Origin of the sequence: Ruegeria discodermiae (genome assembly GCF_030758345.1) — a bacterium.
In the GTDB taxonomy this organism is placed as follows: Bacteria; Pseudomonadota; Alphaproteobacteria; order Rhodobacterales; family Rhodobacteraceae; genus Ruegeria_C.
On record NZ_JAVAMO010000003.1, the window covers coordinates 212550 to 237345 of the forward strand.

29 protein-coding genes are annotated in these 24796 nt (G+C 61.4%); 16 read left to right on the forward strand and 13 right to left on the reverse strand.

The annotated features are described in order from the left end of the window. The 4 genes from Q5Y75_RS10155 to Q5Y75_RS10170 form a co-directional block, all read right to left on the reverse strand. On the reverse strand, positions 1 to 1134 hold the full coding sequence (locus Q5Y75_RS10155; protein WP_306196898.1) for a murein hydrolase activator EnvC family protein: 1134 nt from the start codon (positions 1132 to 1134) through the stop codon (positions 1 to 3). After that, positions 1131 to 2648: a 2,3-bisphosphoglycerate-independent phosphoglycerate mutase gene (gpmI, locus tag Q5Y75_RS10160; RefSeq protein WP_306196900.1), complete on the reverse strand. Its 1518-nt coding sequence runs from the start codon at positions 2646 to 2648 to the stop codon at positions 1131 to 1133. Before gpmI ends, Q5Y75_RS10155 begins: the two co-directional genes overlap by 4 nt. A gap of 105 nt (positions 2649 to 2753) precedes the next feature. Next, positions 2754 to 3164 (reverse strand): hypothetical protein, encoded by a 411-nt coding sequence (locus Q5Y75_RS10165; protein WP_306196902.1) that lies wholly within the window; start codon positions 3162 to 3164, stop codon positions 2754 to 2756. Then, entirely contained in the window at positions 3161 to 3409 is a 249-nt protein-coding gene (locus Q5Y75_RS10170; protein WP_306196903.1) for a hypothetical protein, read from the reverse strand. Before Q5Y75_RS10170 ends, Q5Y75_RS10165 begins: the two co-directional genes overlap by 4 nt. 128 nt (positions 3410 to 3537) lie before the next feature. Between Q5Y75_RS10170 and Q5Y75_RS10175 the strand changes: the two genes are divergently transcribed. Further along, complete coding sequence (locus Q5Y75_RS10175; protein ID WP_306196905.1) at positions 3538 to 4008, forward strand: DUF1203 domain-containing protein; 471 nt, start codon at positions 3538 to 3540, stop codon at positions 4006 to 4008. A 6-nt stretch (positions 4009 to 4014) separates the two neighbouring features. On the opposite strand, the gene Q5Y75_RS10180 is transcribed toward Q5Y75_RS10175, so the two are convergent. Then, positions 4015 to 4944 (reverse strand): ABC transporter ATP-binding protein, encoded by a 930-nt coding sequence (locus tag Q5Y75_RS10180; protein WP_306196908.1) that lies wholly within the window; start codon positions 4942 to 4944, stop codon positions 4015 to 4017. Positions 4945 to 5033: 89 nt separating this feature from the next. On the opposite strand from Q5Y75_RS10180, the gene Q5Y75_RS10185 reads away from it, so the two are divergent. From Q5Y75_RS10185 to Q5Y75_RS10205, 5 genes are all read left to right on the forward strand, one after another. After that, entirely contained in the window at positions 5034 to 5213 is a 180-nt protein-coding gene (locus Q5Y75_RS10185; protein ID WP_306196910.1) for a zinc-finger domain-containing protein, read from the forward strand. 19 nt (positions 5214 to 5232) lie between these two features. After that, on the forward strand, positions 5233 to 5898 hold the full coding sequence (locus Q5Y75_RS10190) for a YrbL family protein (protein ID WP_306196911.1): 666 nt from the start codon (positions 5233 to 5235) through the stop codon (positions 5896 to 5898). After that, positions 5895 to 6590 carry a TIGR02117 family protein gene (locus Q5Y75_RS10195; protein ID WP_306196913.1) on the forward strand — a complete coding sequence of 232 codons (696 nt, stop codon included), beginning with the start codon at positions 5895 to 5897 and terminating at the stop codon, positions 6588 to 6590. The genes Q5Y75_RS10190 and Q5Y75_RS10195 overlap by 4 nt, the downstream gene beginning before the upstream one ends. Before the next feature lie 112 nt (positions 6591 to 6702). Then, positions 6703 to 9501 carry a DNA polymerase I gene (polA, locus tag Q5Y75_RS10200; protein WP_306196915.1) on the forward strand — a complete coding sequence of 933 codons (2799 nt, stop codon included), beginning with the start codon at positions 6703 to 6705 and terminating at the stop codon, positions 9499 to 9501. A 229-nt stretch (positions 9502 to 9730) separates the two neighbouring features. Then, positions 9731 to 10210, forward strand: coding sequence for a GNAT family N-acetyltransferase (locus Q5Y75_RS10205; RefSeq protein ID WP_306196917.1), 480 nt, complete (start codon positions 9731 to 9733; stop codon positions 10208 to 10210). A 301-nt stretch (positions 10211 to 10511) separates the two neighbouring features. Here Q5Y75_RS10205 and Q5Y75_RS10210 read toward each other — a convergent pair whose 3' ends face one another. Both Q5Y75_RS10210 and Q5Y75_RS10215 read right to left on the reverse strand, forming a co-directional pair. Further along, positions 10512 to 10739 (reverse strand): DUF2798 domain-containing protein, encoded by a 228-nt coding sequence (locus Q5Y75_RS10210; RefSeq protein ID WP_306196918.1) that lies wholly within the window; start codon positions 10737 to 10739, stop codon positions 10512 to 10514. Next, entirely contained in the window at positions 10736 to 11506 is a 771-nt protein-coding gene (locus Q5Y75_RS10215) for a hydroxypyruvate isomerase family protein (protein WP_306196920.1), read from the reverse strand. Before Q5Y75_RS10215 ends, Q5Y75_RS10210 begins: the two co-directional genes overlap by 4 nt. A 172-nt stretch (positions 11507 to 11678) precedes the next feature. Between Q5Y75_RS10215 and Q5Y75_RS10220 the strand changes: the two genes are divergently transcribed. Continuing rightward, positions 11679 to 12611, forward strand: a complete 933-nt coding sequence (locus Q5Y75_RS10220; RefSeq protein WP_306196923.1) for a DMT family transporter — start codon at positions 11679 to 11681, stop codon at positions 12609 to 12611. Positions 12612 to 12622: 11 nt separating this feature from the next. Here the strand turns inward: Q5Y75_RS10220 and Q5Y75_RS10225 are convergent, their stop codons facing one another. Genes Q5Y75_RS10225 through Q5Y75_RS10240 form a run of 4 tightly spaced genes read right to left on the reverse strand, consistent with a single transcriptional unit; the run spans position 12623 to position 15849 of the window. Continuing rightward, the gene (locus tag Q5Y75_RS10225) at positions 12623 to 12919 is read right to left on the reverse strand and encodes a hypothetical protein (RefSeq protein WP_306196925.1); all 297 of its coding nucleotides are present in this window, start codon (positions 12917 to 12919) and stop codon (positions 12623 to 12625) included. Further along, the gene (locus Q5Y75_RS10230) at positions 12909 to 13961 is read right to left on the reverse strand and encodes a hypothetical protein (RefSeq protein WP_306196927.1); all 1053 of its coding nucleotides are present in this window, start codon (positions 13959 to 13961) and stop codon (positions 12909 to 12911) included. Before Q5Y75_RS10230 ends, Q5Y75_RS10225 begins: the two co-directional genes overlap by 11 nt. After that, positions 13958 to 14365, reverse strand: a complete 408-nt coding sequence (locus tag Q5Y75_RS10235) for a hypothetical protein (RefSeq protein WP_306196929.1) — start codon at positions 14363 to 14365, stop codon at positions 13958 to 13960. Before Q5Y75_RS10235 ends, Q5Y75_RS10230 begins: the two co-directional genes overlap by 4 nt. Continuing rightward, positions 14362 to 15849 (reverse strand): FAD-binding oxidoreductase, encoded by a 1488-nt coding sequence (locus Q5Y75_RS10240; protein ID WP_306196930.1) that lies wholly within the window; start codon positions 15847 to 15849, stop codon positions 14362 to 14364. Before Q5Y75_RS10240 ends, Q5Y75_RS10235 begins: the two co-directional genes overlap by 4 nt. 221 nt (positions 15850 to 16070) lie before the next feature. On the opposite strand from Q5Y75_RS10240, the gene Q5Y75_RS10245 reads away from it, so the two are divergent. From Q5Y75_RS10245 to pnp, 5 genes are all read left to right on the forward strand, one after another. Then, a complete protein-coding gene (locus tag Q5Y75_RS10245) occupies positions 16071 to 16580 on the forward strand; it encodes a DUF1643 domain-containing protein (protein WP_306196932.1) in 510 nt (169 codons plus the stop codon). Between the two features lie 96 nt (positions 16581 to 16676). Then, complete coding sequence (locus tag Q5Y75_RS10250) at positions 16677 to 17687, forward strand: calcium-binding protein (protein ID WP_306196934.1); 1011 nt, start codon at positions 16677 to 16679, stop codon at positions 17685 to 17687. A 169-nt stretch (positions 17688 to 17856) separates the two neighbouring features. Beyond that, entirely contained in the window at positions 17857 to 18126 is a 270-nt protein-coding gene (gene rpsO / locus Q5Y75_RS10255; RefSeq protein ID WP_306196936.1) for a 30S ribosomal protein S15, read from the forward strand. 112 nt (positions 18127 to 18238) lie between these two features. After that, positions 18239 to 18829 (forward strand): cyclase family protein, encoded by a 591-nt coding sequence (locus tag Q5Y75_RS10260; protein ID WP_306196937.1) that lies wholly within the window; start codon positions 18239 to 18241, stop codon positions 18827 to 18829. A gap of 210 nt (positions 18830 to 19039) precedes the next feature. Continuing rightward, a complete protein-coding gene (gene pnp / locus Q5Y75_RS10265) occupies positions 19040 to 21190 on the forward strand; it encodes a polyribonucleotide nucleotidyltransferase (protein WP_306196939.1) in 2151 nt (716 codons plus the stop codon). A gap of 140 nt (positions 21191 to 21330) precedes the next feature. Here the strand turns inward: pnp and Q5Y75_RS10270 are convergent, their stop codons facing one another. Both Q5Y75_RS10270 and Q5Y75_RS10275 read right to left on the reverse strand, forming a co-directional pair. Continuing rightward, a complete protein-coding gene (locus Q5Y75_RS10270; protein WP_306196941.1) occupies positions 21331 to 21906 on the reverse strand; it encodes a hypothetical protein in 576 nt (191 codons plus the stop codon). Next, positions 21899 to 22528: a GNAT family N-acetyltransferase gene (locus Q5Y75_RS10275; RefSeq protein ID WP_306196943.1), complete on the reverse strand. Its 630-nt coding sequence runs from the start codon at positions 22526 to 22528 to the stop codon at positions 21899 to 21901. The genes Q5Y75_RS10270 and Q5Y75_RS10275 overlap by 8 nt, the downstream gene beginning before the upstream one ends. A 168-nt stretch (positions 22529 to 22696) precedes the next feature. Between Q5Y75_RS10275 and Q5Y75_RS10280 the strand changes: the two genes are divergently transcribed. The 4 genes from Q5Y75_RS10280 (at position 22697) to Q5Y75_RS10295 (ending at position 24793) form a co-directional block, all read left to right on the forward strand. Beyond that, entirely contained in the window at positions 22697 to 22972 is a 276-nt protein-coding gene (locus tag Q5Y75_RS10280) for a PepSY domain-containing protein (protein WP_306196945.1), read from the forward strand. Between the two features lie 25 nt (positions 22973 to 22997). Continuing rightward, entirely contained in the window at positions 22998 to 23501 is a 504-nt protein-coding gene (locus Q5Y75_RS10285) for a helix-turn-helix transcriptional regulator (RefSeq protein WP_306196948.1), read from the forward strand. 177 nt (positions 23502 to 23678) lie between these two features. Further along, on the forward strand, positions 23679 to 24233 hold the full coding sequence (locus Q5Y75_RS10290) for a L,D-transpeptidase (protein ID WP_306196951.1): 555 nt from the start codon (positions 23679 to 23681) through the stop codon (positions 24231 to 24233). A gap of 38 nt (positions 24234 to 24271) precedes the next feature. Then, a complete protein-coding gene (locus Q5Y75_RS10295) occupies positions 24272 to 24793 on the forward strand; it encodes a DUF4329 domain-containing protein (RefSeq protein WP_306196953.1) in 522 nt (173 codons plus the stop codon). Positions 24794 to 24796: the final 3 nt, after the last annotated feature.

Genomic DNA, 24796 nt, shown 5'->3' on the forward strand with positions numbered 1-24796 from the left:
TTATCCATCCTTCTCGGTTTGGAACCACGTTTCCGGGTCCACCGGGCTGCCGCCCTCTCTGACTTCTATATAGAGCGTTTCCGACCGGCCAGTTCCAGTGCCATCACCGCTTAGTGACAAAATCGCGCCGATTTCCGGCCCCGCGCCGCCCATCAGGCCCACAGGTGTCCCTTTGGGGATCACCTGCCCGGGCTCGCCATAGACTTCATTGAGCCCCGACAACACAAACAGCAGATCGGGCTGCGGTTCCAGAATAACGACGTTCCCCAGATCCAGCAGCGGCCCGCGATAGCGGATTGTTGCCGCCGTGGGGGTGGTGACCAGCGCCCGGGGGCGGGTGGCCACCAGCATCCCCTCGCGCCTGATGCCCGCCGCGTCCGCCTCACCCGCCCGGTGCAGCAGCACGCCGGCTGCGGGCAGTTCGACCTTGCCCTTGCGTTGAGAGATATCGGCATTGGTTGCGGCAATCTCTGCCCCCGCAATCTCGGACAAGCCGCTTGCGAAGGCGTCCAGCGTTTCGGTGGACGAGATCAGGATCGCCGTGCGCACCGGGTCCTCGGTGAAGCGTTTCGGCAGGTCGGTGCGATCCGCGACCGCCTTGCTCAACTCCGCCCGCGCGCTCTGCACGCCGCTGAGCCCCTCCTGCAGGGTCGCCAGCGCGTTTTCCTGAACTTCGCGCAGATCGCTGACCTCACGCAGATCCTGCGACAAATGCTGAGCGCGCTGGTTCAGGCCCGGCGTCACCTCGGCCAGCATCATGCCCGAGCGCGCCACACCCAGCGGCCCGGACGGGTGCAGCAGCAGCACCGGCGGCGGCGCGCTTTCCATGGTTTGCAGCACGCCGATCAGTTGCGAAATCTCTGCCTCGCGGGATTGCAGCCGCGCGGTCAGTTCGGCCTCGCGGATCGCGGCCCGGCGCAGCCCGTCGCGCATCGCCTCCAGCCCGGCCTCATAGGCCTGCACCGTCACGGTCAGCGCCCGGACCCGATCGCGCGCGCTGTCGGCCTCGTCCAGCGCCACCGAAGCCTGTTGCAGCATCCGCGACGCCATCTGCGCGGCCTCGGACGGGTCGGTTTCGGCGCTCACCGCCCCGGCCCAGAGGCAGACCCCGGCTATGGGTCCGGCCCATCTCATGCCAGCAGGCTCTCGCCGGTCATTTCCTCGGGCTTGGGCAGCCCCATCAGCGCCAGCAGGGTCGGCGCCAGATCGCTGAGCCGTCCGTCGCGCAGCCGCGCACCCTCGGGACCGCCGATCAGAGCGACCGGGACCGGGTTCAGCGTATGGGCAGTATGTGGCCCGCCGGTAACCGGGTCGACCATCACTTCGCAATTGCCATGATCTGCGGTCAAGATCATCGCGCCACCCGCCTTGTCCAGCGCCGCAACAACGCGCGTCAAACCCTGATCCACCGCCTCACAGGCCTTGATCGCGGCCTCCAGATCGCCGGTATGACCAACCATGTCGGGGTTCGCGAAATTGGTGACGATCAGGTCATAGCCCGCCTCGATCGCCTCGACGAATTTGTCTGTAACCTCACCTGCCGACATTTCGGGTTGCAGGTCATAGGTGGCGACCTTGGGCGATTTCGGCATGAAGCGGTCCTCGCCAACCTCTGGCTCTTCTTTGCCGCCGTTGAGGAAGAAGGTCACATGCGGATATTTCTCGGTCTCGGCCAGCCGGAACTGACGCAGGCCCTGCTTGGCAACCCAAGCGCCCAGCGTGTTGACGATCCGGGTCTTGGGATAGGCCGTGGTCAAATATTGGTTATGCCCATCGGAATATTCGACCATACCCAGCAACGCTGCGAGTTTCGGGCGTGGCCCGGTATCGAATTCAGCAAAACCCGGCTCGCCAATGGCCCGCAAAATCTCGCGGGCCCGATCAGCGCGGAAATTCAGGCAGAAAACCCCGTCCCCATCATTCACACCAGCATAATCGCCAATGACCGTGGGCAGGATGAACTCGTCGGTCTCGCCCGCGGCGTAGGCCTCGGCCACGGCGGCGTCTGCACTGGCGGCCTTGCGCCCCTCGCCCCGGATCATCGCGCCGTAGGCTTGGCTGACCCTTTCCCACCGGTTGTCGCGATCCATCGCATAATAACGCCCGCAGACGGTGGCGACCTGTGCGTTAACCGGCAGCTGCGCCAGCAACTCCGCCACAAACCCGTCGGCAGATTTCGGGGGCACGTCGCGCCCGTCGGTGATGGCGTGCAGGGCGACGGGAACACCGGCATCGGTAATGGCTTTCACGGCGGCGAGGATATGGGTGATGTGCCCATGCACACCGCCATCAGACACCAACCCCATCAGATGGGCGGTGCCGCCAGAGGCCTTTGTCCTGGCGATGAAATCCTGCAGGGCGGCGTTGTCGAAAAACGACCCGTCCTCGATGGCCAGATCGATCTGGCCCAGATCCATGGCGACCACGCGGCCCGCACCGATATTGGTATGGCCAACCTCGGAATTGCCCATCTGCCCGCTCGGCAAGCCGACATCGGGACCATGCGTGATCAGCTGCGCCTGCGGGCCATGCGCCATGATCGCATCGAAAGTCGGGGTTTTGGCCAGATAAGGCGCGTTGGCGGTTGTGTCATCGGACAGACCCCAGCCATCTAGAATGCAAAGGACAACGGGCTTGGGCGCGGACATGATCAGAAACTCCGGAAGCTGCTCTTGCTGCCTTCTATCCTCAGGCGTCCCCATGGTGAACCGCCTTTGTCGCGTCCGCACGCGTGAGGGTCAAATTAATTTGCCTTAATGCACCCCGACCTGCCGCGTTGCCGACAGCAGAGGCACACGCCGTGCCAGCGCGGAAGACAGGGTATCAGGCGAAAAATACCCCTCCAGCAGGCCCTTGCGTAGCAGGTCCGGGTTCTGGGTCAGAAACGCCTCTGCGCTGTCATAAGACGCCTGCGCCATCCGCTCTGCGATCAGGCTGAGAAATGCGAAGGTGACGGTTGCGTTGAACTTCTCGGGGACACCCGCCGCCGCCGTGAGCGCGCGCAAGCCTCCGGCATAGATCGCCATTGCCTCGAACACCTCATGGCGCGACAGGATTTCATAGGCCACGCCCAAATGCGCGCGATGGGTGAAGCCCTCGGGCCCCAATGTACCGGCGGCTATTTCCTGCGCCATAACCGCATAATCGCATCGTTCCCGTGTCATGCCGGGTCCTCCATCAGGCGGTGGCTATCCTCGGCGGTCAAATCCAGATCATAGACCGACTTGAGCGCCGCGATCTTCAGCAGCGTTGCCTCCGAGAACGGCGCCTTGCCTTCAAAGGCGTGCAGCGCCATGCCCTCGATCAGTTCGGCCACCGACATATCGAGATATTCGGCCAGCCCCTTCATCGTCTTCAGCAGCCGCGTTTCAAGGCGCAGCCCGGTCTGCACCCGCGTGATGTTCTTCATGTTCGCTCCCTAGCATAAAGAATAACCTTGGTACCAAGATAGCAAGTTGACCGCAACCTCCATTACGCAAGAAACGGATCGCCCCGACCCGCGCGGATCAGCCAGACTGCCGGAAAAAGGAGACCCCCATGCCCAGAATAACCGCCCTGCCCACCGATCAGGTCCGCGCCTATCAGTCAGGCGCGCCTGATGCCTATGGCAACGCGCCCGAGCGCGCCGTCTCAACCGGGCCGGGTCATCCCTGCCGTCACTGCCTGCGCAACATTCCTGAAGGCGCAGAGATGCTGATTCTGGCGCATATGCCATTTACCGAGCTGCAACCCTATGCCGAGACCGGTCCGATCTATCTTTGTGCCGCACCATGCGACAGGCACAAGGATACCGGCGCTCTGCCCGAGATACTAACCTCATCGCCCGATTACCTGATCAAGGGTTATGGAACGGATGACCGGATCGTCTATGGCACCGGAACCATCGCCCCGACCGATACCCTTCTGCAGGCTGCCAGCGACATCTTTGCAAAGCCGGAGGTCACCTATATCCACATCCGCTCGTCTCGCAACAATTGCTACCAGGCGCGACTGGATCGCGATGCGTGAAACAGGTCAGCGGGTGGCGGTCAGGGACAGGAAGACATCCTCAAGATCGGCTTCCTCGGTCTTGACGTCGCGGATCGTGATCCCGGCATCACGAACGGCGGCCAGAACCTGCTCGGCGCTGGTGCGACGGCTGAAATAGCTCAGCACCAATGCGCCATCTTCGCGCTTATGCGCCTCGATCCCATCCGCCTGCGGCATGTCGGAAACCGGCCCGTCCGGCACGATCACCATCGAACGCGCATCAAGGCGGCCCAGCAGGTTGGCGGTACTGTCACGCGCCGCCAGCTCACCATGGTTGATGATGGCGATCTCGTCGCACATCGCTTCGGCCTCTTCCAGGTAATGCGTCGTCAGGATGATGGTCATGCCCTGCTGGTTCAGCCTGCGCACATTGGCCCAGAGCATCTGCCGCAGCTCGATATCGACGCCCGCTGTCGGTTCATCCAGCACCAGCACATGCGGGTGATGCACCAGCGCCTTGCCCAGCAGCAGCCGCCGCCGCATCCCGCCCGACAGCGTCCGGGCATAAGCCTCGGCCTTGTCGCTCAGGCCGACCAGCTCAAGGATCTCGTCACTGCGCCGCTGCGATCTGGGCACACCGTAGAGCCCCGCCTGCACCTCAAGCGCACCGCGCGGGGTGAAGAACGGGTCCAGGTTCAGCTCCTGCGGCATCACCCCGATCGAGGCGCGCGACTGGCGCGGATTGGCGTCCTGATCGAAGCCCCAGATCGTGACCTTACCTGATGTCTTCAGAACCAGCCCGGCCAGGATGTTGATCAGGGTCGATTTTCCCGCCCCGTTCGGGCCCAACAGGCCAAAGACCGACCCGCGCGGCACCTGCAGGTCGATGCCGTTCAGGGCCCGCTTGTCGCCCATGCCCCCGCTGCCTGCATAGGTCTTGACCAGTCCTTCGATCCGTATGGCGTCCTGCGTCATCTGCCGGTCTTGCCCCTTGCTGGCTCATCGCTCATAAAAGCACCTAATCCAAGCCCGCGGGGCCGACAACACCAGAAGGACTGCCAGCGATGACAATAGACGCGCCGGAAACCAGAATCGTCGAGACCAGCCGCGTCGCCTGCGATGGCGGCGAAGGTGCGCTCGGCCATCCCCGCGTCTGGCTGCAAATCCCCGAAGACATCGGCTGGGTCGAATGCCCCTATTGCGATTGCCGATACATCCTGAAGGGCCGCGCCCCACAAGGCTGACCAAGTTGACGGAGGCCGGATGCTCTTTGCCGCCAAGCTCTTCCATCTGTCGGACAAGGAACCGGTAGCCAGCGGCGGTCATCGCAAGGTCTATGCCTGCCCGGGCGAGCCGGACCTGCTGATCAAGATCAAACCGATCAAAGAGCATTACGCCAACCACACCTGGGCAAAGCGGCTGGCATGGAAGATGTTTCCCGATGCCGTCCACCGCAACACGCTGAAAGAGATCGAGTGCGAGTTGAAAACCGCACTGAAAATCGGGCCGGAGATCGCCCATACCCCGCTGGCGCGCGCGCTCGGGGTGGTGCAGACCGATCTGGGGCCGGGCTCGGTCTTTGAACGCATTACCAGCAACACCGGAGAGCTTGCGACCCACCTGTCCTCGATTTGTCGCGATGGGCAATTGAGCGACGAGATGCTGCAGGACCTCAACACGATGGTGGGCAGGCTCTTCCAGCTTCAGGTCGTTGCAAGGGACATTCACGAGGCGAATATCGTCTATGGCCACAGAGGTGAGGTCAGAGGGTTCTTTCTCATCGACGGCTATGGTGAGCGCAACATGGTCCCCCTGCGCAGCATGAGCCGACGTCTGAACGACCGCTCCCTGAACAAACAGATGCGCAACATCGCAACCCGCACCGGGCTGATCTGGGACAAGGCCGCCCGCGCTTTTTTAATGCCATGATCCACAAGACCCGCCGCAGGTGGTGGCCCGGGCTGGCGCTCGCCTTTAGCGTTCCGCTGGGCCTCTATCTGATCGGCGCACTGATCGGGGCGATTGTTCCCTTCGGAGCCTCTGGCGCGGCCCCCGATGGGCAGGATCGCGAGATTGGTTTGCTCTCCGGCCCCATCCACTACGATCTTCTGCTGCCGCTCGACACAGAGACTCGCGCGCATTTTGGCTTCGCCGCTGCGGCGGGCCTGCCCATCGACCACCCCGAGGCGCGCTGGCTGGTGATCGGCTGGGGCGCGCGGGAGTTCTACACGACAACCGGCGACTACACCGATGTCACCCCGGGCGCAGTTCTGAAGGGCCTGTTCGGGGACCGAGCAGTGATGCGGCTGGATCTGGCAGGGCCATTGCCCGCTGATCTGGATATGCAGCGCCTCACCCTGAGCAACGCGCAATTCGACCTGCTTATTACGGCCATTTCCGAGAGCTTCGCGCGCGATGATGCGGGAAACCCGGTCTGGCTGGCTGGCAAAGGCCTGTCCCGTAGCGATGTTTTCTTTGCCGCACGCGGTCGCTTCAACCTCTTCAACACCTGCAATGTGTGGGTTGGCGACATGCTGCGCGTCGCTGGTCTCGATTTCGGCATCTGGACCCCTCTGCCCGTCTCGGTCCGACTCTCGCATAGGCTTCATATCGCTCCTTAGCGCAGTCCTGCCTCGGATAAGAGGTGGCCCCGGGCCTAAGCCGCCAAAAGGCATCTGGCAGGTTTGCCGCGTCCGTGTCAAAACAAGGCATCGCGCGAAGCAAGAGGGTCCTATGTCGCAGAGTTTCGGAAAAGGCTGCCATCTCCACCTGATCGACGGCTCTGCCTTCATCTTTCGTGCCTATCACGCATTGCCGCCCCTGACGCGGAAGTCGGACGGATTGCCGATCGGTGCGGTCTCGGGCTTTTGCAACATGCTGCAGAAATATGTCGAGGGGAACACCGGACCGGATGCGCCCACCCATGTTGCGGTGATCTTTGACAAGGGATCGCACACGTTCCGCAACGACCTCTATGATCTCTACAAGGCCAATCGCGAGGCGATGCCCGAGGACCTGCGCCCGCAGATGCCGCTGACCCGCGAAGCCACCCGCGCCTTCAACATCGCCTGCAAGGAAATCGAAGGCTATGAGGCCGACGACATCATCGCCACGCTTGCGGTTCAGGCGCGCGAGGCAGGCGGACAGGTGACCATCGTGAGTTCCGATAAGGACCTAATGCAGCTGGTCGGCGACGGCGTGGAAATGTTTGACGCCATGAAAAACCGCCGGATCGACCGCGATGGCGTGTTCGAGAAATTCGGCGTCGGTCCTGAACGGGTGGTCGATGTGCAGGCGCTCGCCGGTGACAGCGTCGACAACGTGCCGGGCGCGCCGGGGATCGGCGTGAAGACCGCCGCGCTTCTGATCAACGAATATGGCGATCTGGAAACGCTGCTGGACCGCGCCGAAGAGATCAAGCAGCCCAAACGCCGCCAGACCCTGATCGAAAAACGCGACCAGATCGAGCTGTCGAAAAAACTGGTGCAGCTGGACGAGGCCACGCCGCTGGATTTCACCCTCGATGATCTTGAGGTCAAGGACCCCGAGCCCGAGGCGCTGATGGCGTTTCTGGCCGAGATGGAGTTCCGCACCCTCACCAAGCGCATCGCCGATCAACTCGGTGTCGAGGCACCAACCATCAAGGACGCGCCCGCCAAGCCCGAGGCCGAACCGCAGGAAGACATCGCTTTTGATGCCTCCAATTACGAATGCGTTCGCGACGCGGCTGCCTTGCAGCCCTGGCTCGACCAGATCCGGGAACGCGGCTGGGTTGCGGTGGATACCGAAACCACCGGGCTGAATGAAATGATCGCCGGTCTGGTGGGCATCTCGATCTGTGTGGAGCCGGGCAAGGCCTGTTACATCCCGCTGACCCACCGCGCGAGCGCCACGGATGACCTGTTCGGATCGGACGATCTGGCCGAAGGGCAGATGCCGCTGGACGACGCACTGGCGCTGCTGAAGCCGGTGTTTGAGGACCCGTCCATCCTCAAGATCGGGCAGAACATGAAATATGACGCCAAAATCTTTGCCCGCTATGGCGTCACCGTGGCTCCGATCGATGACACGATGCTGATGTCTTACGCGATGCATGGCGGCGAGCACGGGCATGGCATGGATACGCTCAGCGAGCGCTATCTCGACCATACCCCGATCCCCATCAAACCATTGCTGGGCTCGGGCAAATCGGCGATCACCTTCGACAAGGTGCCGATCGACGACGCCACCGCCTACGCCGCCGAGGATGCGGACATCACCCTGCGCCTCTGGCAGCATTTCAAGCCGCAATTGCACCAAGCACAGGTGACAACCGTCTACGAAACGCTTGAACGCCCGCTGGTGCCGGTGCTGACCGAGATGGAGATGCACGGGATCAAGGTCGACCGCGAGACGCTCAGCCGCATGTCCAACGCCTTTGCCCAGAAGATGGCGGGGCTTGAGGCGGAGATCCACGAATTGGCGGGCGAGACCTTCAATGTCGGCTCACCGGCGCAACTGGGCGAGATCCTGTTCGACAAGATGTCGCTGCCCGGTGGCAAGCGCGGCAAGACCGGGAAGTATTCGACCGGCGCCGATATCCTCGAAGATCTGGCCACCGAACATGAGCTGCCGCGCCGGGTGCTAGACTGGCGGCAGTTAAGCAAGCTGAAATCGACCTATACCGACGCGCTGCAGACCCACATCAACCCCAATACGGGCCGGGTGCACACCTCCTATTCGATCACCGGGGCGAACACGGGCCGCCTGGCCTCGACCGATCCGAACCTGCAAAACATCCCCGTGCGCACCGAAGAAGGCCGCCGCATCCGCGAGGCGTTTGTGGCCGAGCCGGGCAACGTGTTGCTGTCGCTCGACTATTCCCAGATCGAGCTGCGCATCCTCGCTCATATCGCCGGGATCGACGCGCTGAAACAGGCTTTCGCCGACGGGCTGGACATTCACGCCATGACCGCGTCCGAGATGTTTGACGTGCCGCTGGAGGAGATGACGCCCGATATCCGGCGACAGGCCAAGGCGATCAATTTCGGCGTGATCTACGGCATTTCCGGCTTTGGTCTGGCCCGCAACCTGCGCATTCCGCGTTCCGAGGCGCAGGGCTTCATCGACCGCTATTTCGAGCGGTTCCCGGGCATCCGCACCTATATGGATGACACCGTCGCCTTCGCCAAGGAACACGGCTATGTGCAGACGCTCTTTGGCCGCAAGATCCACACCACCGAGATCAATGCCAAGGGTCCGCATGCGGGCTTTGCCAAACGCGCCGCCATCAACGCCCCGATCCAGGGCACGGCCGCCGATGTGATCCGCCGCGCGATGGTGCGGATGCCCGCAGCCATCGCCGACCTGCCTGCCAGGATGCTGCTGCAGGTGCATGACGAATTGCTGTTTGAAGTGTCCGAAGACGCAGTGGAGGCAACCATCGAAGCGGCCCGCGACGTGATGGAGGGCGCATCCGACCCGGCCGTGAAACTGGACGTGCGGCTGGTGGTAGACGCGGGGCAAGGGGCGAACTGGGCGGAGGCGCACTGACCCTTGGGGGCGAGGGTTAGATGGCCAAATCCAATGTCGGCTTCGAGCCCAAAGTTGCCGATGCTGCGCGTCGAAAGAATGTCTGCAATAGTGATGGGATCATCTGATCCGATAATTCCGGTAGGAAACGCCATGAATTTTGTGAAACCGCTTACTCTTGTGAAAGACATAGAGAAGTCCAAGTGCTTCCAGCCTGCCTTAGTCGTATCTGCCAGCTTCTCGATGTCTCATGTCCCGGGATAAGTTTGCCGCGATGAAGTCGCTCAAAATCCGACAGGCAACAGTTGCCGATGTAATTCCGCTCAGTGGGTTGATCCGACGCACAATTCGCGTTTCGAATTCCAAGGAATATGATCAAAAGTCAATCGACAGGCTGTGCACGATTTTTGAACCGGAGCCGGTCACCAAAAGAATTGAAAACGAGTTAATTCTTCTTTGCTTCATGGGCACCGAACTTGTTGGAACGGTGGGGCTGAGAGATGACTATCTGCGATCAATGTTCGTGGACCCTGGGTTTCAGGGGCGAGGGTTGGGCAAAATGCTAGTTGCAAGAATTGAAGACGAAGCGCGACAAAAGGCAATCCCAGAAATGATGCTTCATTCCTCACTGACCGCGCGAGAATTCTATTTGGCCCTCGGCTATGAATTTGTGGAATTCCAAGCGTACCCAGAAGGACCATTCGTTTTGATGAGAAAGCCGCTCTTATAGCAACTTGCTGGAAACAAAATGAAGGCAAGAATCGCGGTCGTCAAACAGCTAAATAAGCACCTGAGAAAGACTTTGCAGTACGAAAAGTTGGCACAAAGTTTGCCCGATGTGTCTCGACCCCCCAATTTGAATCATCAGCATAGAGCAGACATTTGTTTCCACGATGCCGACGGCTGTTTTGTCCGCTAAGCGGCCAATGAAGCGAACATCCGTGAAGTTTGGATATGATGGCCGGGCAGGCTATTTCGCATATCGTTCGAATACTATCAGCATCAGCCCAAATCTTCACTACCTTCCAAACTCAGTCGCCGCCTGTTTTGTCCTCCACCCAGCGCCGAATTCGGGGCCCGGCGATCAGGATGATCACAAAGGCGATGGGCCAGCTCAGGCTCCAAGCGCCCATCCAGTCGCCAAGGGTGTGGGGACCGAACCCGACCGCCTTGAGCGTCGCCACGCAGGTCACGATGCAGGACATCAGGCCCGAGGTGATCAGGCTGAATACAACATGAGCGAAACGGCGCGGGATCATGGCAGGCCTGCCCCCCATGACATCCAACCCAGCGTCTCGGCAGTGTTGGGGTGCGAGGGCGTGTATTCGGCGCTGACCCAGCCCGCATATCCGCTGGCGTCAATCGCGGCAAAAAGCGCCGGGAAATCGATCGGCCCCGGTGCGGGTTCGCTGCGATCGGGGGCTGCGCCGATCTGGGCGTGAAAGGCGCCCGCGCCAAACCGCTCCCAGATACCTGCCGCATCGCCGTGGATCATCTGCGCATGATAACTGTCATATTGCAGCCCCACATTGTCACGCGCCACTGCGGTCAGGATATCGCTCGCCAAGTGGTAGTCGTTCAGGAAATACCCCGGCTGCGCCACCGGGTTCAGCGGCTCAATGGTGAAGTGCTGCGTCGGGGCCTGATCGGCAAGCCATTGCAGGTTCTGCACATATGTCTCAAACGCACCCGGCCCCGGATCATACCCGGCCATGACGTGGATGAGACCCGGCTTGATCTCACCGGCAAAGCGCAGGGTGCGCCGCATGTCAGAGCGGAACCGCGTTTCGCCGCCGGGAATGGCGGCATAGCCCGGCCTGCCGCCGGTGTAGTTGGGCGGAGGCGCGTTGATCAGGACCAGTTCCAGCCCGCTGGCCAGCAGCCCGCGATGGGTTTCCTTGGCCGGATGCTCATAGGGATAGAGCACCTCGACCCCCTCAAACCCGGCGCGTGCCGCCGCGCGAAACCGCTCGCCATAGGGCAGTTCCGGGAACAGGTGGCTGATATTGGCGGCAAATCGCGGCATGGGATCTCTTTTCGGGCCGAGAAAACCGCCAAACGCGCCAGGCGGCAAGTGCCAAAGGATCAAAAACGACCAATTGTCGAAATCAGACCAGATCACGAGGGAGGAGTATTCTCAGATGATCCGGACAGGGCGATTCGGCCCGGGTCTTCATACAGTCAAAAAGGATCGCGGGATGACTCTCGGACCCGATCCCCTGCGTGGTCAGCCCACTGGCTATGGCGGGCGCGGCTTTGCGCTGAACGGCAACCTGCTGGCCATGTCATCGATGATGATGTGGGCGGCGGGGTTTCCGGCGGCCGAGATGCTGCTGCAGACCTGGCCGCCGCTGACGCTGATTGCCGCGCGCTTCGCCACAGCAGTCCCGGTCATGATCCTCCTGTGGCTCTGGCTGGATGGACACAGGCAGATGCTGGGCGCCAATTGGGCGCGCGCGCTCTGGGTCGGAGGGATCGGCTTTGGCGGCGGCACGTATCTGATCCTGCTGGCACAAGCGCTGACCGATCCGGTCACCGTCGCATTGATCGCCTCTTGCGCACCTCTGGTGGGGGCGGTTCTGGAATTCCTGACAAAGACCCGACGGCTCAGCTGGCGTCTTGCCTTGGGGGTTGCGGCGTCTATTGCCGGCGGCATCGTTGCCACCAACTCATTGGAACCTGGCCAGATCGGGCTCGGCGCATTCTGCGCGGTGGGGGCCACCATTCTGTTTACCTGGGCCAGCATGGTGACCGCACGCGATTTCCCGACCCTGTCCTCCATCGGGCGGGGCACGATTACGCTGACCGGGGGGCTGATCGCGATCGCGGCGGCCAGTCTGATCGGGCTTGGCCTTGGTCATGACCTGATGCCGCGCGCGCCTATCGATCAGGGCCAGATCGGGATGCTGCTGATCTATGCCTGTCTGGCGCTGGGGCTCAGCCAGGTGCTGTTTGTCGCCTCCATCGGCAAGCTGGGTGTGACGGTGGCCTCGTTTCACATCAACACCGCGCCCTTCTATGTGATGATCATCATGATGGTTCTGGGCGCGGGCTGGAACTGGATGCAGGCCCTTGGCGCGGGCATTGTCGCGCTTGGCGTCGTGCTGGCCCAAAGCGGCGGGCGCGCTTAACCCTGCCCCTGCTACAAGGCTTGCCTGGGAAGGGGCAAGCATCCCGGCAGACCGGCAGGCAGCACCAGCCGCGCCCCGGCCCGATAAAGCCTCAGCGCGGCGCGCGGGTCTTCTGCGGCAAGCGTCACGGAGACCGGGCCTGCTGCAAGAAGTGACATGTCCGGCTCCAACCGGTTCATGAAATCCGAAGACGGCAGAACCACCACATAACCCGGCGCGGCATCGCTCATCAGGCTGACCACCACCAGCGTCGAGAGCCACCCGAGAACGAGCAGCGGCAGGGCAATCAGCACCCGCCTAATAGTCATGGATATGTTCCAGTTCGAGGCCATCCTCCTGCATCCCCCGCAGCCTGTCGGCCAGATCCGCGACCTTTACCAAGATCAGATGACGATAATCCCCGTATCCCTGTCGGGCAAAACTGTAGAGCGCATCCAGCCGCGCCGCCTCGGCAGAAATCGCGGTGAACAGGATGTCGTCATTTCCGGCGATCTCGACAAAATCGATCCCGTCGGCCGCCATCTCGCTCAGAAGGGTGGTCAGCGCCCGGTAGCGTGGCGTTTCGATGACAAAACCGTCGCTGTGCCGCCCGACAAGCTGCACCTCGTCATAAGATGCCAGGTCAATCGGATCGGTGCCCCGCACCACCATGCGCAGGGTCAACTCATCCGCGCCGACCTCTGCCACGGCGGCGGCAATCACATCGGCATAAGCCGCCTTGGCGCCATATTCGAGGCCAAGCGCCGTCTTGCGCTCTCGGTCGCGAAGCCCCTGCACCTGCAGCGCCTCCAACGCCTGCGCATCTTCGCGGAAATCCCATTTGTACCACGGGATCTGCTGCAGGAACCGGGCATACGCCGCGGCCTGCTCCGCCGACAGATCGTCCGTTTCCGCCCTCTGAGACCCGCGCAGCATTGTCGCCACCCGCCCGATGGTTTCCTCGTAGGCCGCCTTCAGCATCAATTCGAGCGTGAAGCTCGACCCGATCACATAGACCATCTGTTTGGTCGATCCGTCGATGCCGCCATGCGCAGACGATTTCTCGGAAAGCTGACAGAGCGAGGACCAGAATTGTCCGATGCTGCGCAGATAGCCGAATTCATGCGGATCGCCGGTGCTGATCACCTTGGCATAATCGTCATAGGAGTGAACGATGTGCCATTCCGGATAGGTCATGAAGGTGCGTGATTCCGCCCGGTGATGTTCGGACGGTAGCAGAGAGGCATACGCCTCGCCACCCCCCTCGCCCCGGCAGCTTGTTTCCACATAGATCACCGGCGCCACCAGCACCACGGCCAGCAAGGCGACAACCAGCAGCAAACGCCCTATCCAGCGCAACAGGAACCTCATGCGCGACGCTCGATGAAGAGGCCCGCATAAAGCGCAAAACCCCCAAGCGCCAGATGCGGCAGGTTCGCAAGGATGCGGCCCAGCGATAGGTCCATACCCAGAGAGGCATTGGTAAAGATGCCCATATCCAGAAACCCGTACCCGGTGAAAAAGCCGAAGATACCGTCGCCCAGATAGGCCGCACCGAACAGGATCAGGAACATCCGCGCCGCATTGCGCGACATCAGCCCCGCCACCAGCGCCCAGAGGGCCGAGGCCACATGCAGCGCATCATCGTAGAAATCCAGCGCAAAAATGCCAAAGGCCAGCCCGTTCTCATCGGTCAGTCCGGGGATGTAGTTGATCGAGGCCGCGATCATCAGCGCGACGAAGTAGAAGATCGCGATTTTCTGGAGAATGCTCATAGCTTGCTCAGATACCTGTCCCAAAAATTGCTCCGCAGCACCAGATCCGGGTCCAGAGCGCGTTTGTCGGCGGCAAAACCCGGGGCCTGCGGATAGGCCGCCACCAGTTGATCAAGCCGCGCATGCGGTCGATATGGCAGATAATAGCTGCCCTCGATCGCGACAATCCGGTCAATCAGCGTTTCGGTCATCCGCGCCATGTCGGCCTCTGCCCGTTCGGTCAGTTCCTGGCTGAAGGACATGACCGCTGCAATGCGCGGCACCGGGGCGTAGGACAGCGTGCTTTCCGAGTCGGTCGCCACATAGCGCAGGGTGACGTTCAGGAACTCCTGATACGAGGCCGGGATCACCTCGCGGCAGGCGATCAGGAAATCGTTGAACCGGTCGAAACCGACGAAATACTCATGCAGGATATCGGTGCGGTCCGGGTTGCGGTCATCCAGCGTCACCACCGGTTCGTTGATCAGGCTGTTGCGGGTGACATCGCCGCTGCTCAGGCTCGGGCCGACAAAAGTTTCGTTCCACCAGCGAAAATCCTTCATCGGCTCGCTGCCAAGCTGGGCCCGGTAAATCCGGCTTGCCACATGGGCCATCCAGCCCGACCCGGCGGCGGGCGGCAGGTTCTGCTGGTCATCGCTCTGTCGATAGGTCACCAGCAGCGCTTCCTCGAAGAACGCCGCGCGCTGCACGTTCAGCCTGCCATAGGCCATCGTGACCTCCGGGTCTGCAAGCGCCGCCTCGAAAGCCTTGCTGAACTCATCTGCGGGCATCACCTCATAAAGCGGATAGAGCCGTGCGTTGGGCACCATCTCGACTTCCATATCGACAATCGCCCCGATCAGGCCATAGCCGCCCATGGCATGGGCAAAGAGATCGGCGTTTTCGCTGCGCGAGCAGGTGACCAGATCGCCCGAGGGCAGCACCATCCTGAGAGAGCGAACGGTCGAGCCCATCGGGCCCAGAGGCACCGGCCAGCCATGCGCGTTCACGCTATAGGTCGCTGCAACGCCGAAATCGTTGTTTGATTGCATGACCTTGGGGGAGTACCCAATCGGGTCAAGAGCCGCGATCACATCGGACCAGCGCGCCCCGGCATGGGCGCGAAAGACACCCGCATCTGCATCCGGTTCGATCCAGCCGTTATCAAAAGTCACCGCAATGCCATCGCGCGGGATCGCCTGCCCCCCCATCGAATGCCGCGCCGCCCCGATATTAAAGGCGCGCCCGTCCTGCTGCGCGGAGCGCATCTCATCGCGAACCACCTGCACAAGGGCCTCACCGGGGTCTTCACCGATAACAATATGTTTGTGGATCGGGGTCGCCGACAACCCGCTGGCATCGTTGAGCACGCCCTCACCCGAGGCAGGCACAATCCGCTTCGTCCCGGCATAGACCGGCTGCTTCGCGCCGAACCGCTCTGCCGCGACCCAGCCCGCCACTCCACCTGCGCCCACCAGGAACGCGCGTCGCGCAAGTTTTTTCATCGGGTCTCCACCTTGCACCTGAACCACCAGCCCGGACCGAAGAAAACGCCGTTTCACTTACGATCCCGTCACAGCCGACAGTATCCGCCGACCGGGCCAGAGCGCTAGGTCATGAATTCCACCGCTTCGGCGCTCGTTCTTCATCGCGTGTGTCAGCATAGCCAAGTTTCTGCCGCCAGAACGTATTTGCGACCGTTCAGGCCTCGTGTTAAGGCGCGCGAATGATCACTCGCACCCATACCAAGGGCGATGCGCCTTCGATCGCGGTCTATTCCGAATGCGAGCGCTACCGGTACAGCCTCACACGGGTCTGGGACCCGACCGGGCGCAAGGCCCTTTTTGTGATGCTGAACCCCTCGACCGCCACCGAAGTGCAGAACGACCCTACCGTCGAGCGCTGCGAGCGGCGGGCGCGGGCGCTTGGGTTCGGGGCGTTTCAGGTCACCAACATCTTTGCCTGGCGCGAGACCGACCCGCACAAGATGCGCGGCACTGCCGATCCCGTTGGCCCGGACAACGACGCTGCGATCCTGGATGGGGCCGCCTGGGCCGATCAGGTGGTCGCCGCCTGGGGCACCCATGGTGCGCATCTAAACCGCGGCCCCCAAGTCGAAGCTCTGCTGCGCGACGCGGGGCACGCATTGTTTCATGTGGGCCTGACCAAGCAGGGCCACCCGCGTCATCCGCTCTATGTGGCCTATGCGCAGCAACCCGAAGCCTGGCCCGCTTAATCAGATATTAACCACCTTTGCTTTATAGCTTTGACCCAACCGTTCTTCGTATGTTCTGCTTCAGACGCGCGGCACGGCAACAGGCGGAGGTGCAGGATGATCGTATTTGCCAGCGTCATAGGCCTGATGGCGGCAGGCGGCGCGGTCCTGCTGACCTCAATCGATCCTGAGCAGAGTGACGAAACGGATGAGGATGATCTGACACCGGACGAAGACACGTCTTCAACCGAAAGCGCAAGAAACGGTGAGGGGGAAGGCCCCGATACACCGGAGGAGCCTCCGGATTTGCTTCATCAGATCATAGCCGGTGATGCCTCCAACAACGTGCTTGAGGGCGCAAGTGGCGATGACCAGATCAACGGCTATGGCGGCGATGACTCACTGAGCGGCGGCGGCGGCGATGACGATCTGCATGGCGCCGATGGGCAGGATATACTCTCGGGCGGCGCGCATGACGATACGCTGCACGGGCAGGACGGTGGCGACACCCTGATCGGCGGCGAGGGGGAAGACAGCCTGTTCGGCCATTTCGGGCAGGATCACCTGCGAGGCGGTGACGGGTCCGACACGCTCTATGGCGGTCAGGACGCCGACAGCCTCGATGGTGGGCACGATGACGATGCGTTGCATGGCGGCTATGGCGACGACACGCTGAAGGGCGATAAGGGGCAGGACAGCCTCTTTGGCGGTGAAGGGGATGATCTGGTGATCGGAACCGGCGATATCGGCCAAGAGAGCATAGATTACCTCAATGGCGGCGAAGGTGCGGATACGATCCTTGCCGGCGCGGGCGACATCGTCACAAGCGGTGCCGGTGCAGACCAGCTCTATCTCGACTCCGGCAGCGAAGAGGAGGACGGGGCGGCGGTCATGGATTTCGATCCGCTTGAAGACCGTCTTGTTCTGGTGGTTGAAAACCCCGAAGAGACCGAAGCAGAGATCACGGTCGAACCCGACCCCGATCAGAACGGCCTGAGTCATGTTCTGCTGGATGGCATCCCGGTCGCTACCCTGCTGTCGAAAACGGCAATCGACCCCGCCGACATCCAGCTGGTCGACGTCCAGAGCATGCCAGAGCTGATGGCAAAAGGCGCAGCCGCCCTATAGCCCAAGCTGCATGGCAAGATGGCGCACATAAATCCTTTGCCATTGCCCGCAATTCCCCGTATACGCGCGCATCCGCCTCGGAATCACCGTGTCGGTTCACTCTCCATGGGCCTGTGCTGGACGACATCCCGGCCTGCGCCATTTACTCTAACCCTGCAAGGAGACCCCGATGTCGATCACGACCGAAGAAAAAACACGCGTCATGAAAGAATTCGCAACCAAGGAAGGCGACACCGGTTCGCCCGAAGTCCAGGTTGCCGTGCTCAGCTCGCGCATTGCCACGCTGACCGAACATTTCAAGACCCACAAGAAGGACAACCACGGTCGCCGTGGCCTTCTGAAGATGGTTGCCCAGCGCCGCAAGCTGCTGGACTACCTCAAGGGCAAGGACGAGGCCCGCTACCAGGACCTCATCAAGCGTCTGGGCCTGCGCCGCTAAGCCCGAAAGACATGACCGTCAGAACGCCTGCTCATTCGAGCAGGCGTTTTTTGTTGAGGAACACTGCGCGCTGACGCAAAGATGATTGACCAAGTGACCCGAAAGCGCAGCAATGACCGACTGGATCGACCTGACCCTGACACTGAATAACAAAACGCCAATCTACACCGAAGAGGATTATTCCGACCCACCCTTCGCTGCCATGCCCTGGTCAAGCGTTGCCGATATGCGCTTCGAGGTCTGGCAATTGGCGCTTGGGACCCAGACCGGAACCCATATCGACGCCCCGGCCCATTTCGTAGCAGGCGGCGCAACGATCGAAACGTTGCTGCCAGCGGAGATGATCGGACGCTACCGGCGCGTCGACGCCAGATCTCTGGAAGAGGACGACCTGCAGGTAGACTGGGACGCCGAGACGCATCTGCTGCTCGACGCGCGACGGCCGCATCTGGCCAAACCGCATGTGTTGCGCAGGCTGATCGAGCGATCTCCGAAGGTCTGCATTCTTGCCGGGGAATTGCGTATCGCCGATGATGACCCGCTTTGGTTCCACATCAATCTGACCCGGACAGGCCGGTTTCTTGCGGAAGATCTCCGCGTCGATCACATCGACACAATTCCTGACAGCGGCGAGGCCGTCACCATGCCCTTGCACCTGACGGGGTTGAGTGGGTCACCTGCGCGGGTCTTGATCGGGTCGTAGGCTGCGGCCTGGGCAGGGAACGGCCAAACCGACGATCCCGTTCGCTGGCACTTCCAATCTGGCCCGTTCTGCTGTATGGCCGCAGAATCTGAGACGGTGTGCCCGGACCCCGGCACACGGAAGGAAGATAGGTTGGGGTCGGCGGCAATGGGGCCGCCATGCAAACGGGAGACCCGCAGGGGCGGGAGTGCTCCCATCTAGGATACGCATATGTTTGATGTAACGACGAAAAGCATGCAGTGGGGCGAGGAAACGCTCACGCTGGAAACCGGCAAGGTTGCCCGTCAGGCGGACGGCTCGGTCATTGCCACGCTGGGCGAAACCAGCGTCATGGCCAACGTGACCTATGCCCGGAGCCAAAAGCCCGGTCAGGATTTCTTTCCGCTGACCGTGCATTATCAGGAAAAATACTATGCCGCCGGTAAAGTTCCGGGCGGTTTCTTCAAGCGCGAGGCGCGCCCGACCGAGAAAGAGACGCTGACCGCGCGTCTGATCGACCGTCCAATCCGCCCGCTGTTTGTCCCGGGCTTCAAGAACGAAGTGCTGGTGATGTGCACCGTGCTCAGCCACGATCTGGTCAATGATCCGGACATGGTTGCGATGATCGCCGCGTCTGCTGCGCTGACCCTGTCGGGCGCGCCATTCATGGGGCCGATCGCCGGTTGCCGTGTTGGTTTCGAGGATGGCGAATACGTCCTGAACCCCACCGTGGACGACATGCAGGACCTGCGCCTGAACCCCGAGCAGCGTCTGGATCTGGTTGTCGCCGGCACCAAAGACGCCGTGATGATGGTGGAATCCGAAGCTTATGAACTGACCGAGGCGGAAATGCTGGGTGCGGTGAAATTCGCCCATGAGCAAATCCAGCCGGTGATTGACCTGATCATCGATTTGGCCGAAGACGCCGCGAAAGAGCCGTTGGACTTCACCCCGCCGGACTACAGCGACCTCTATGAGGCCGTGAAAGCCGCCGGTGAAACTGCCATGCGCGCCGCCTTTGCGATCACTGACAAGCAGGAGCGCACCGCCGCTGTTGCCGCTGCCCGCGAGACCATCAAGGAAGCGCTGAGCGAAGAGCAGCTGGAAGACGCCAATCTCGGCTCGGCAATGAAAAAGCTCGAAGCCGGCATCCTGCGTGGCGACGTGGTCAAGACCGGCAAGCGGATCGACGGTCGCGCGACCGACGAAATCCGCCCGATCGTCAGCGAAACCGGCCTGCTGCCCCGGACCCATGGTTCGGCGCTGTTCACTCGTGGTGAAACCCAAGGCCTCGTGGTGACCACGCTGGGCACCGGCGACGATGAGCAGTTCATCGACGCGCTGCATGGCAACTTCAAATCCAACTTCCTGCTGCATTACAACTTCCCGCCCTATTCGGTTGGTGAAGTGGGCCGCGTGGGCCCTCCGGGCCGTCGCGAAGTGGGTCACGGCAAGCTGGCATGGCGCGCGTTGCAGGCGGTTCTGCCTGCTGCGACCGACTTCCCCTACACCGTCCGCGTGGTGTCGGAAATCACCGAATCCAACGGCTCGTCTTCCATGGCGTCGGTCTGCGGTGGGTCGCTGTCGATGATGGATGCGGGCGTTCCGCTCAAAGCCCCGGTTGCCGGTGTCGCCATGGGTCTGATCCTGGAAGACGACGGCTCTTACGCGATCCTTTCCGACATTCTGGGTGACGAAGACCACCTGGGCGACATGGACTTCAAGGTGGCGGGGACCGAAAACGGCATCACCTCGTTGCAGATGGACATCAAGGTCGCAGGCATCACGCCCGAGATCATGGAAAAAGCTCTGGCGCAAGCCAAGGACGGCCGGATTCACATCCTGGGCGAGATGGGCAAGGCGATCTCCGAGACCAACGAATTCTCGGTCCACGCCCCGCGCATCGAAACCATGAACATCCCCACCGACAAGATCCGCGAAGTGATCGGCTCGGGCGGCAAGGTGATCCGCGAGATCGTCGAAGTGTCCGGCGCCAAGGTCGATATCAACGACGATGGCGTGATCAAGATCGCCTCGCCCAACGGCGACGCCATCCAGAAGGCCTATGACATGATCCACGCGATCGTGGCAGAGCCCGAAGAAGGCGCGATCTATACCGGCAAGGTCGTCAAGATCGTTGATTTCGGCGCCTTCGTGAACTTCTTTGGCAAGCGCGACGGTCTGGTGCACGTCTCCCAGATCGAAAACCGCCGCCTGAACCACCCTTCCGACGTTCTGAAGGAAGGTCAGGAAGTGAAGGTCAAGCTGCTGGGCTTTGATGATCGTGGCAAGGTGCGCCTGTCGATGAAAGTGGTCGATCAGGAAACCGGCGAAGAGGTCGTGCCCGAGAAGAAAGAAAAGAAAGAGGCAAGCGCAGAGTAACCCGCCGCCCTGATCCTCCTTTCAGAATTCAAAGGCTCCGGTGGCGACATCGGGGCCTTTTTTGTGTTCCGTTCCGGCAAAAGGGCCATCTGATACCGCTTTTGCGCATGTCTGCCAATTTACGCCGACCACCAGATATCTTAGTCGGACAGACACCCGCAGGCTTGATTATAAACTCCGGGCACATCCTGTCCGGGATCTCGAACCAAAATCGCAAGGCCATTGAACACGTCGCGCGCATAGATTGCAGCGTCGCAGATCTCAGACATGGCAAGGTCCTGCGTGAAGGGTTCGATAGCAGGGACGACACGCGCCCTCTCCCGCCCCTTGGGCAGCCCGATCCCTTGGTGTTCCATATGCTGACGCAAAAGCTTCTGGCTCTCGCCAATAGGCGGCGCGAGCAGGAACAGAACCAGCAGTTCCCCCTTTTGACCGCCCATATCCGCGAGTTGCGGTTCCAGGTCCTGCAACCGGGTCACGATCATGAATTCACTCTGCCCGAGCAACAGGTTGCGCCTCGACTGTCGATCAAGTCCAAGCGAAACGCCAAGCTCTTCGCGTGCATCATCGTTGAATTCGGTGCCCTCAGCAAAAGCGACGTAAATCGTAGGCGGGCTGCGATCAGGAAAGATCAACCTGTAGCCGATCAGTGCGATCAGCAGGATGACGGTAAGCGCTATTAACTTCCGGATCGGGGAGCCTACAATCTTATCCATGCTCATCTTCCGAAACCTCCTGTGCCATCCAGCACGTGCGCTGATCGCCCGCCACCGGGATATGTTCAAAGCCCTGGCTGCGCCAGAATCCAATGGCTTGATCATTTCCCGGATTGGCGCCCAGATGTATGGCGCGAACACCCATTGAGCGGGACATGCGAAGCCACTTTTTCAGCAACCGTGTGCCCCAACCCCTGCCCTGACACTCTGGCAGAAGGTTCATGTGAACATGGGCCGGGTAGCGATCAACGATGTCGCGAGGCACCTCTTTGGGCCGATGCAGCGTCGCAATGCGTTTTTCATCCGGTGTCCAGCGGTCGCTACGGGTGATGTCGGGCATCGGATAGGACGCCCGCAGCGAGGGCCACCAGCTTCGTTCCAGACACTCCGCGAAGGCGACAGTGTCTATCGTACCCACGCAAAAGCCCGCAACCTGACCCTCGGCGAGCAATGACACACAGAGCGCACGTGAGAACAGCAAATAGGGCGCGGAATGGATATGACCCATCAGTTTTGGGTCTTCATAGAGCGCACCGGCATCTCGCCCCAAATGCCCCGTTCGAAGCGAGATCCGGTAATAGGCATCAAGGTCTTGCGGATAAGCGGGTCTGATTTCGATCACGTGCTTACTCCGAAGGTTTGGATGCCCCGCTATCGTGTCGATACTTGACGGAAATCGAGCATAAACCTTGGTCCAATAGACCCCAAAACCAACCGAAATCCAATCGCAACCCCCCGGCGCGCTGCACAGGTCGGCCTCATCAAACACGCAGCATGAAGGAGATGCGATATGGAAACGCTCAAGACACTGACCCTCACCGCCCTGATCGCCGCCGCCCCCGCCTTGGCGATGGCCAACGTATCGCTCGGCGACAAACTGGGCACGGACGAGGCCGCCATCCGCTCCGCGATGGAGGCGCAGGGCTATGTGGTGGAAGAGATCGAGTTCGAGGATGGCGAGATCGAGGTTGAACTTGTGAAAGATGGCGTCGAGACTGAACTGGTCCTGAACCTGACCGATGGCGTGGTGACCGCCATCGAGATGGAGGAGGAAGACGACGACTAACACGCGCTAGACCCAAGGGAGCCGGATGCAGAATAAACAAACGTCATTGCTCTGGCTTCTTCTGGTGGTGCAGGGGCTCTGCGCCACCTTCTTTCTGGTTGATGCCGTGATGGACTGGACCGGGGGCGAGGCGCCCGGATTCAGGCATTTGCACCAGTTCGAGATGGTTCTGGCGCTGGCCCTGATCGGTGGTCTGATGGCCACAATCTCGCTGATCCGAACCCAGCGGGCGCGCGAAAAACAGATGCAGCGCCAGATCGCGGTGGCCAGCGGCGCCTTTGCGGATGTGATCGACCGGCAGTTTGACGAATGGCGCCTGAGCGCGGCTGAACGCGATGTCGCGATGCTGTCGATCAAGGGGCTGTCAGTGGCCGAGATCGCCGCCCTGCGTCAGACAAAGGAAGGCACGATCAAGGCCCAAAGTGCGGCGATCTACAAGAAGGCCGGGGTCAGCGGCCGGCTGCAATTGCTCAGTTTTTTTGTCGAGGAACTGCTGTCTGACCCGCTGCTGGATCGAAGCGGTTCCTGAGACAATCCCTGCCCGGCGACCACGCGAGCACCGACCAAAACGGGTCTCAGATCGCGCTTAAGGTGCAGGCGGACCACACAATTCCGCGATTGCTGCCGGAATATATGCAGAACAGTTGACCGAAGGCTGCGCCCTCGCAACACTTGTGGCCTATCGACATCAACCGACGAGAACCAAATGCTTTCCCGCCGTACATTTCTGGCAACCGCAGCGGCCACCGCCCTGCCACAGATCACATTAGCCAAAGAACCCGCCGTATTTGACCCGACCCCGCAAGAAGTGCGCATCAAGAAAGAGTACCTGCCGGGTCAGTTGCTGGTGCTGCCGCGCTCTTTCTATCTCTATTACGTCACCGAGCCGCGCAAGGCGCTGCGCTATGGCTGCGGTGTCGGCAAGGCCGGGCTGGAATTCACCGGCACCGCCACCATCGACGTCAAGAAGGAATGGCCCACCTGGCGCCCCACGCCCGAGATGATCGAACGCGATCCGGTGGCCTATGCCAAATTCGTCGACAATGATTATATCCAGCCGGGCGGCGCGGATAATCCGCTGGGCGCGCGCGCGCTCTACCTGTTCCAGAACGGGGTCGACACCTATTTCCGCATCCACGGCACCACCCAGCCGCAGACCATCGGCCATGCGGTCTCGAACGGCTGCATCCGCATGCTGAACGAACATGTGGTCCACCTTTATGAGCGGGTGCCGATCGGAACCGTGGTCACGGTGCTCTGATCCCTGCCCTGCCATATCCCGTCCGGGCCACGCTGCTGATGCTGTTCTGTGTCGGCTGCACGGTCGGGCAGATTCCCACAGACCCCGCGACCCCGACCCCGGCAGAGGTCGCGGCGGTCAAGATGCGCTTTGCCGAGATGCAGGCGCTGTCTTTTGCGACCGATGTGGAATATTGCGGCTATCTGCTGCGCTTGCCGGATGACAGCCTCGGGTTTTCCGAAATGGTCCGGGGCGGGCATGATGGCTGCACACCGGAATTGCCGCTGCCGGGATCAACGCTGCTCGCTTCGATGCATACGCATGGGTCCTATGACCCCGATGTGCCCGCCGAGTTTCCCACCGTCATCGATATCGACAGCGACCGGCGCGAACGGGTCAACGGCTTTGTCGCCACGCCGGGCGGGCGGCTCTGGTTCATCGACAGCCGCGCCGGGCGGGTAACCCAGCTCTGCGGGCTGAACTGTCTGCCGCAGGACCCGTTCTTTCAGCCCGGAGATGACGGTGTCATCGCCCAGAGCTATACGCGCGCGGAACTGGAACAGCTTGAGCGCGGGTTTTAGCGC

What these genes read in the sequence shown, in the direction of transcription:
- Q5Y75_RS10155 (WP_306196898.1), bottom strand. Translation starts at nt 1,134, where the DNA reads ATGAGATGGGCCGGACCCATAGCCGGGGTCTGCCTCTGGGCCGGGGCG.
- gpmI (WP_306196900.1), bottom strand. Translation starts at nt 2,648, where the DNA reads ATGTCCGCGCCCAAGCCCGTTGTCCTTTGCATTCTAGATGGCTGGGGT.
- Q5Y75_RS10165 (WP_306196902.1), bottom strand. Translation starts at nt 3,164, where the DNA reads ATGACACGGGAACGATGCGATTATGCGGTTATGGCGCAGGAAATAGCC.
- Q5Y75_RS10170 (WP_306196903.1), bottom strand. Translation starts at nt 3,409, where the DNA reads ATGAAGAACATCACGCGGGTGCAGACCGGGCTGCGCCTTGAAACGCGG.
- Q5Y75_RS10175 (WP_306196905.1), top strand. Translation starts at nt 3,538, where the DNA reads ATGCCCAGAATAACCGCCCTGCCCACCGATCAGGTCCGCGCCTATCAG.
- Q5Y75_RS10180 (WP_306196908.1), bottom strand. Translation starts at nt 4,944, where the DNA reads ATGACGCAGGACGCCATACGGATCGAAGGACTGGTCAAGACCTATGCA.
- Q5Y75_RS10185 (WP_306196910.1), top strand. Translation starts at nt 5,034, where the DNA reads ATGACAATAGACGCGCCGGAAACCAGAATCGTCGAGACCAGCCGCGTC.
- Q5Y75_RS10190 (WP_306196911.1), top strand. Translation starts at nt 5,233, where the DNA reads ATGCTCTTTGCCGCCAAGCTCTTCCATCTGTCGGACAAGGAACCGGTA.
- Q5Y75_RS10195 (WP_306196913.1), top strand. Translation starts at nt 5,895, where the DNA reads ATGATCCACAAGACCCGCCGCAGGTGGTGGCCCGGGCTGGCGCTCGCC.
- polA (WP_306196915.1), top strand. Translation starts at nt 6,703, where the DNA reads ATGTCGCAGAGTTTCGGAAAAGGCTGCCATCTCCACCTGATCGACGGC.
- Q5Y75_RS10205 (WP_306196917.1), top strand. Translation starts at nt 9,731, where the DNA reads ATGTCCCGGGATAAGTTTGCCGCGATGAAGTCGCTCAAAATCCGACAG.
- Q5Y75_RS10210 (WP_306196918.1), bottom strand. Translation starts at nt 10,739, where the DNA reads ATGATCCCGCGCCGTTTCGCTCATGTTGTATTCAGCCTGATCACCTCG.
- Q5Y75_RS10215 (WP_306196920.1), bottom strand. Translation starts at nt 11,506, where the DNA reads ATGCCGCGATTTGCCGCCAATATCAGCCACCTGTTCCCGGAACTGCCC.
- Q5Y75_RS10220 (WP_306196923.1), top strand. Translation starts at nt 11,679, where the DNA reads ATGACTCTCGGACCCGATCCCCTGCGTGGTCAGCCCACTGGCTATGGC.
- Q5Y75_RS10225 (WP_306196925.1), bottom strand. Translation starts at nt 12,919, where the DNA reads ATGACTATTAGGCGGGTGCTGATTGCCCTGCCGCTGCTCGTTCTCGGG.
- Q5Y75_RS10230 (WP_306196927.1), bottom strand. Translation starts at nt 13,961, where the DNA reads ATGAGGTTCCTGTTGCGCTGGATAGGGCGTTTGCTGCTGGTTGTCGCC.
- Q5Y75_RS10235 (WP_306196929.1), bottom strand. Translation starts at nt 14,365, where the DNA reads ATGAGCATTCTCCAGAAAATCGCGATCTTCTACTTCGTCGCGCTGATG.
- Q5Y75_RS10240 (WP_306196930.1), bottom strand. Translation starts at nt 15,849, where the DNA reads ATGAAAAAACTTGCGCGACGCGCGTTCCTGGTGGGCGCAGGTGGAGTG.
- Q5Y75_RS10245 (WP_306196932.1), top strand. Translation starts at nt 16,071, where the DNA reads ATGATCACTCGCACCCATACCAAGGGCGATGCGCCTTCGATCGCGGTC.
- Q5Y75_RS10250 (WP_306196934.1), top strand. Translation starts at nt 16,677, where the DNA reads ATGATCGTATTTGCCAGCGTCATAGGCCTGATGGCGGCAGGCGGCGCG.
- rpsO (WP_306196936.1), top strand. Translation starts at nt 17,857, where the DNA reads ATGTCGATCACGACCGAAGAAAAAACACGCGTCATGAAAGAATTCGCA.
- Q5Y75_RS10260 (WP_306196937.1), top strand. Translation starts at nt 18,239, where the DNA reads ATGACCGACTGGATCGACCTGACCCTGACACTGAATAACAAAACGCCA.
- pnp (WP_306196939.1), top strand. Translation starts at nt 19,040, where the DNA reads ATGTTTGATGTAACGACGAAAAGCATGCAGTGGGGCGAGGAAACGCTC.
- Q5Y75_RS10270 (WP_306196941.1), bottom strand. Translation starts at nt 21,906, where the DNA reads ATGGATAAGATTGTAGGCTCCCCGATCCGGAAGTTAATAGCGCTTACC.
- Q5Y75_RS10280 (WP_306196945.1), top strand. Translation starts at nt 22,697, where the DNA reads ATGGAAACGCTCAAGACACTGACCCTCACCGCCCTGATCGCCGCCGCC.
- Q5Y75_RS10285 (WP_306196948.1), top strand. Translation starts at nt 22,998, where the DNA reads ATGCAGAATAAACAAACGTCATTGCTCTGGCTTCTTCTGGTGGTGCAG.
- Q5Y75_RS10290 (WP_306196951.1), top strand. Translation starts at nt 23,679, where the DNA reads ATGCTTTCCCGCCGTACATTTCTGGCAACCGCAGCGGCCACCGCCCTG.
- Q5Y75_RS10295 (WP_306196953.1), top strand. Translation starts at nt 24,272, where the DNA reads ATGCTGTTCTGTGTCGGCTGCACGGTCGGGCAGATTCCCACAGACCCC.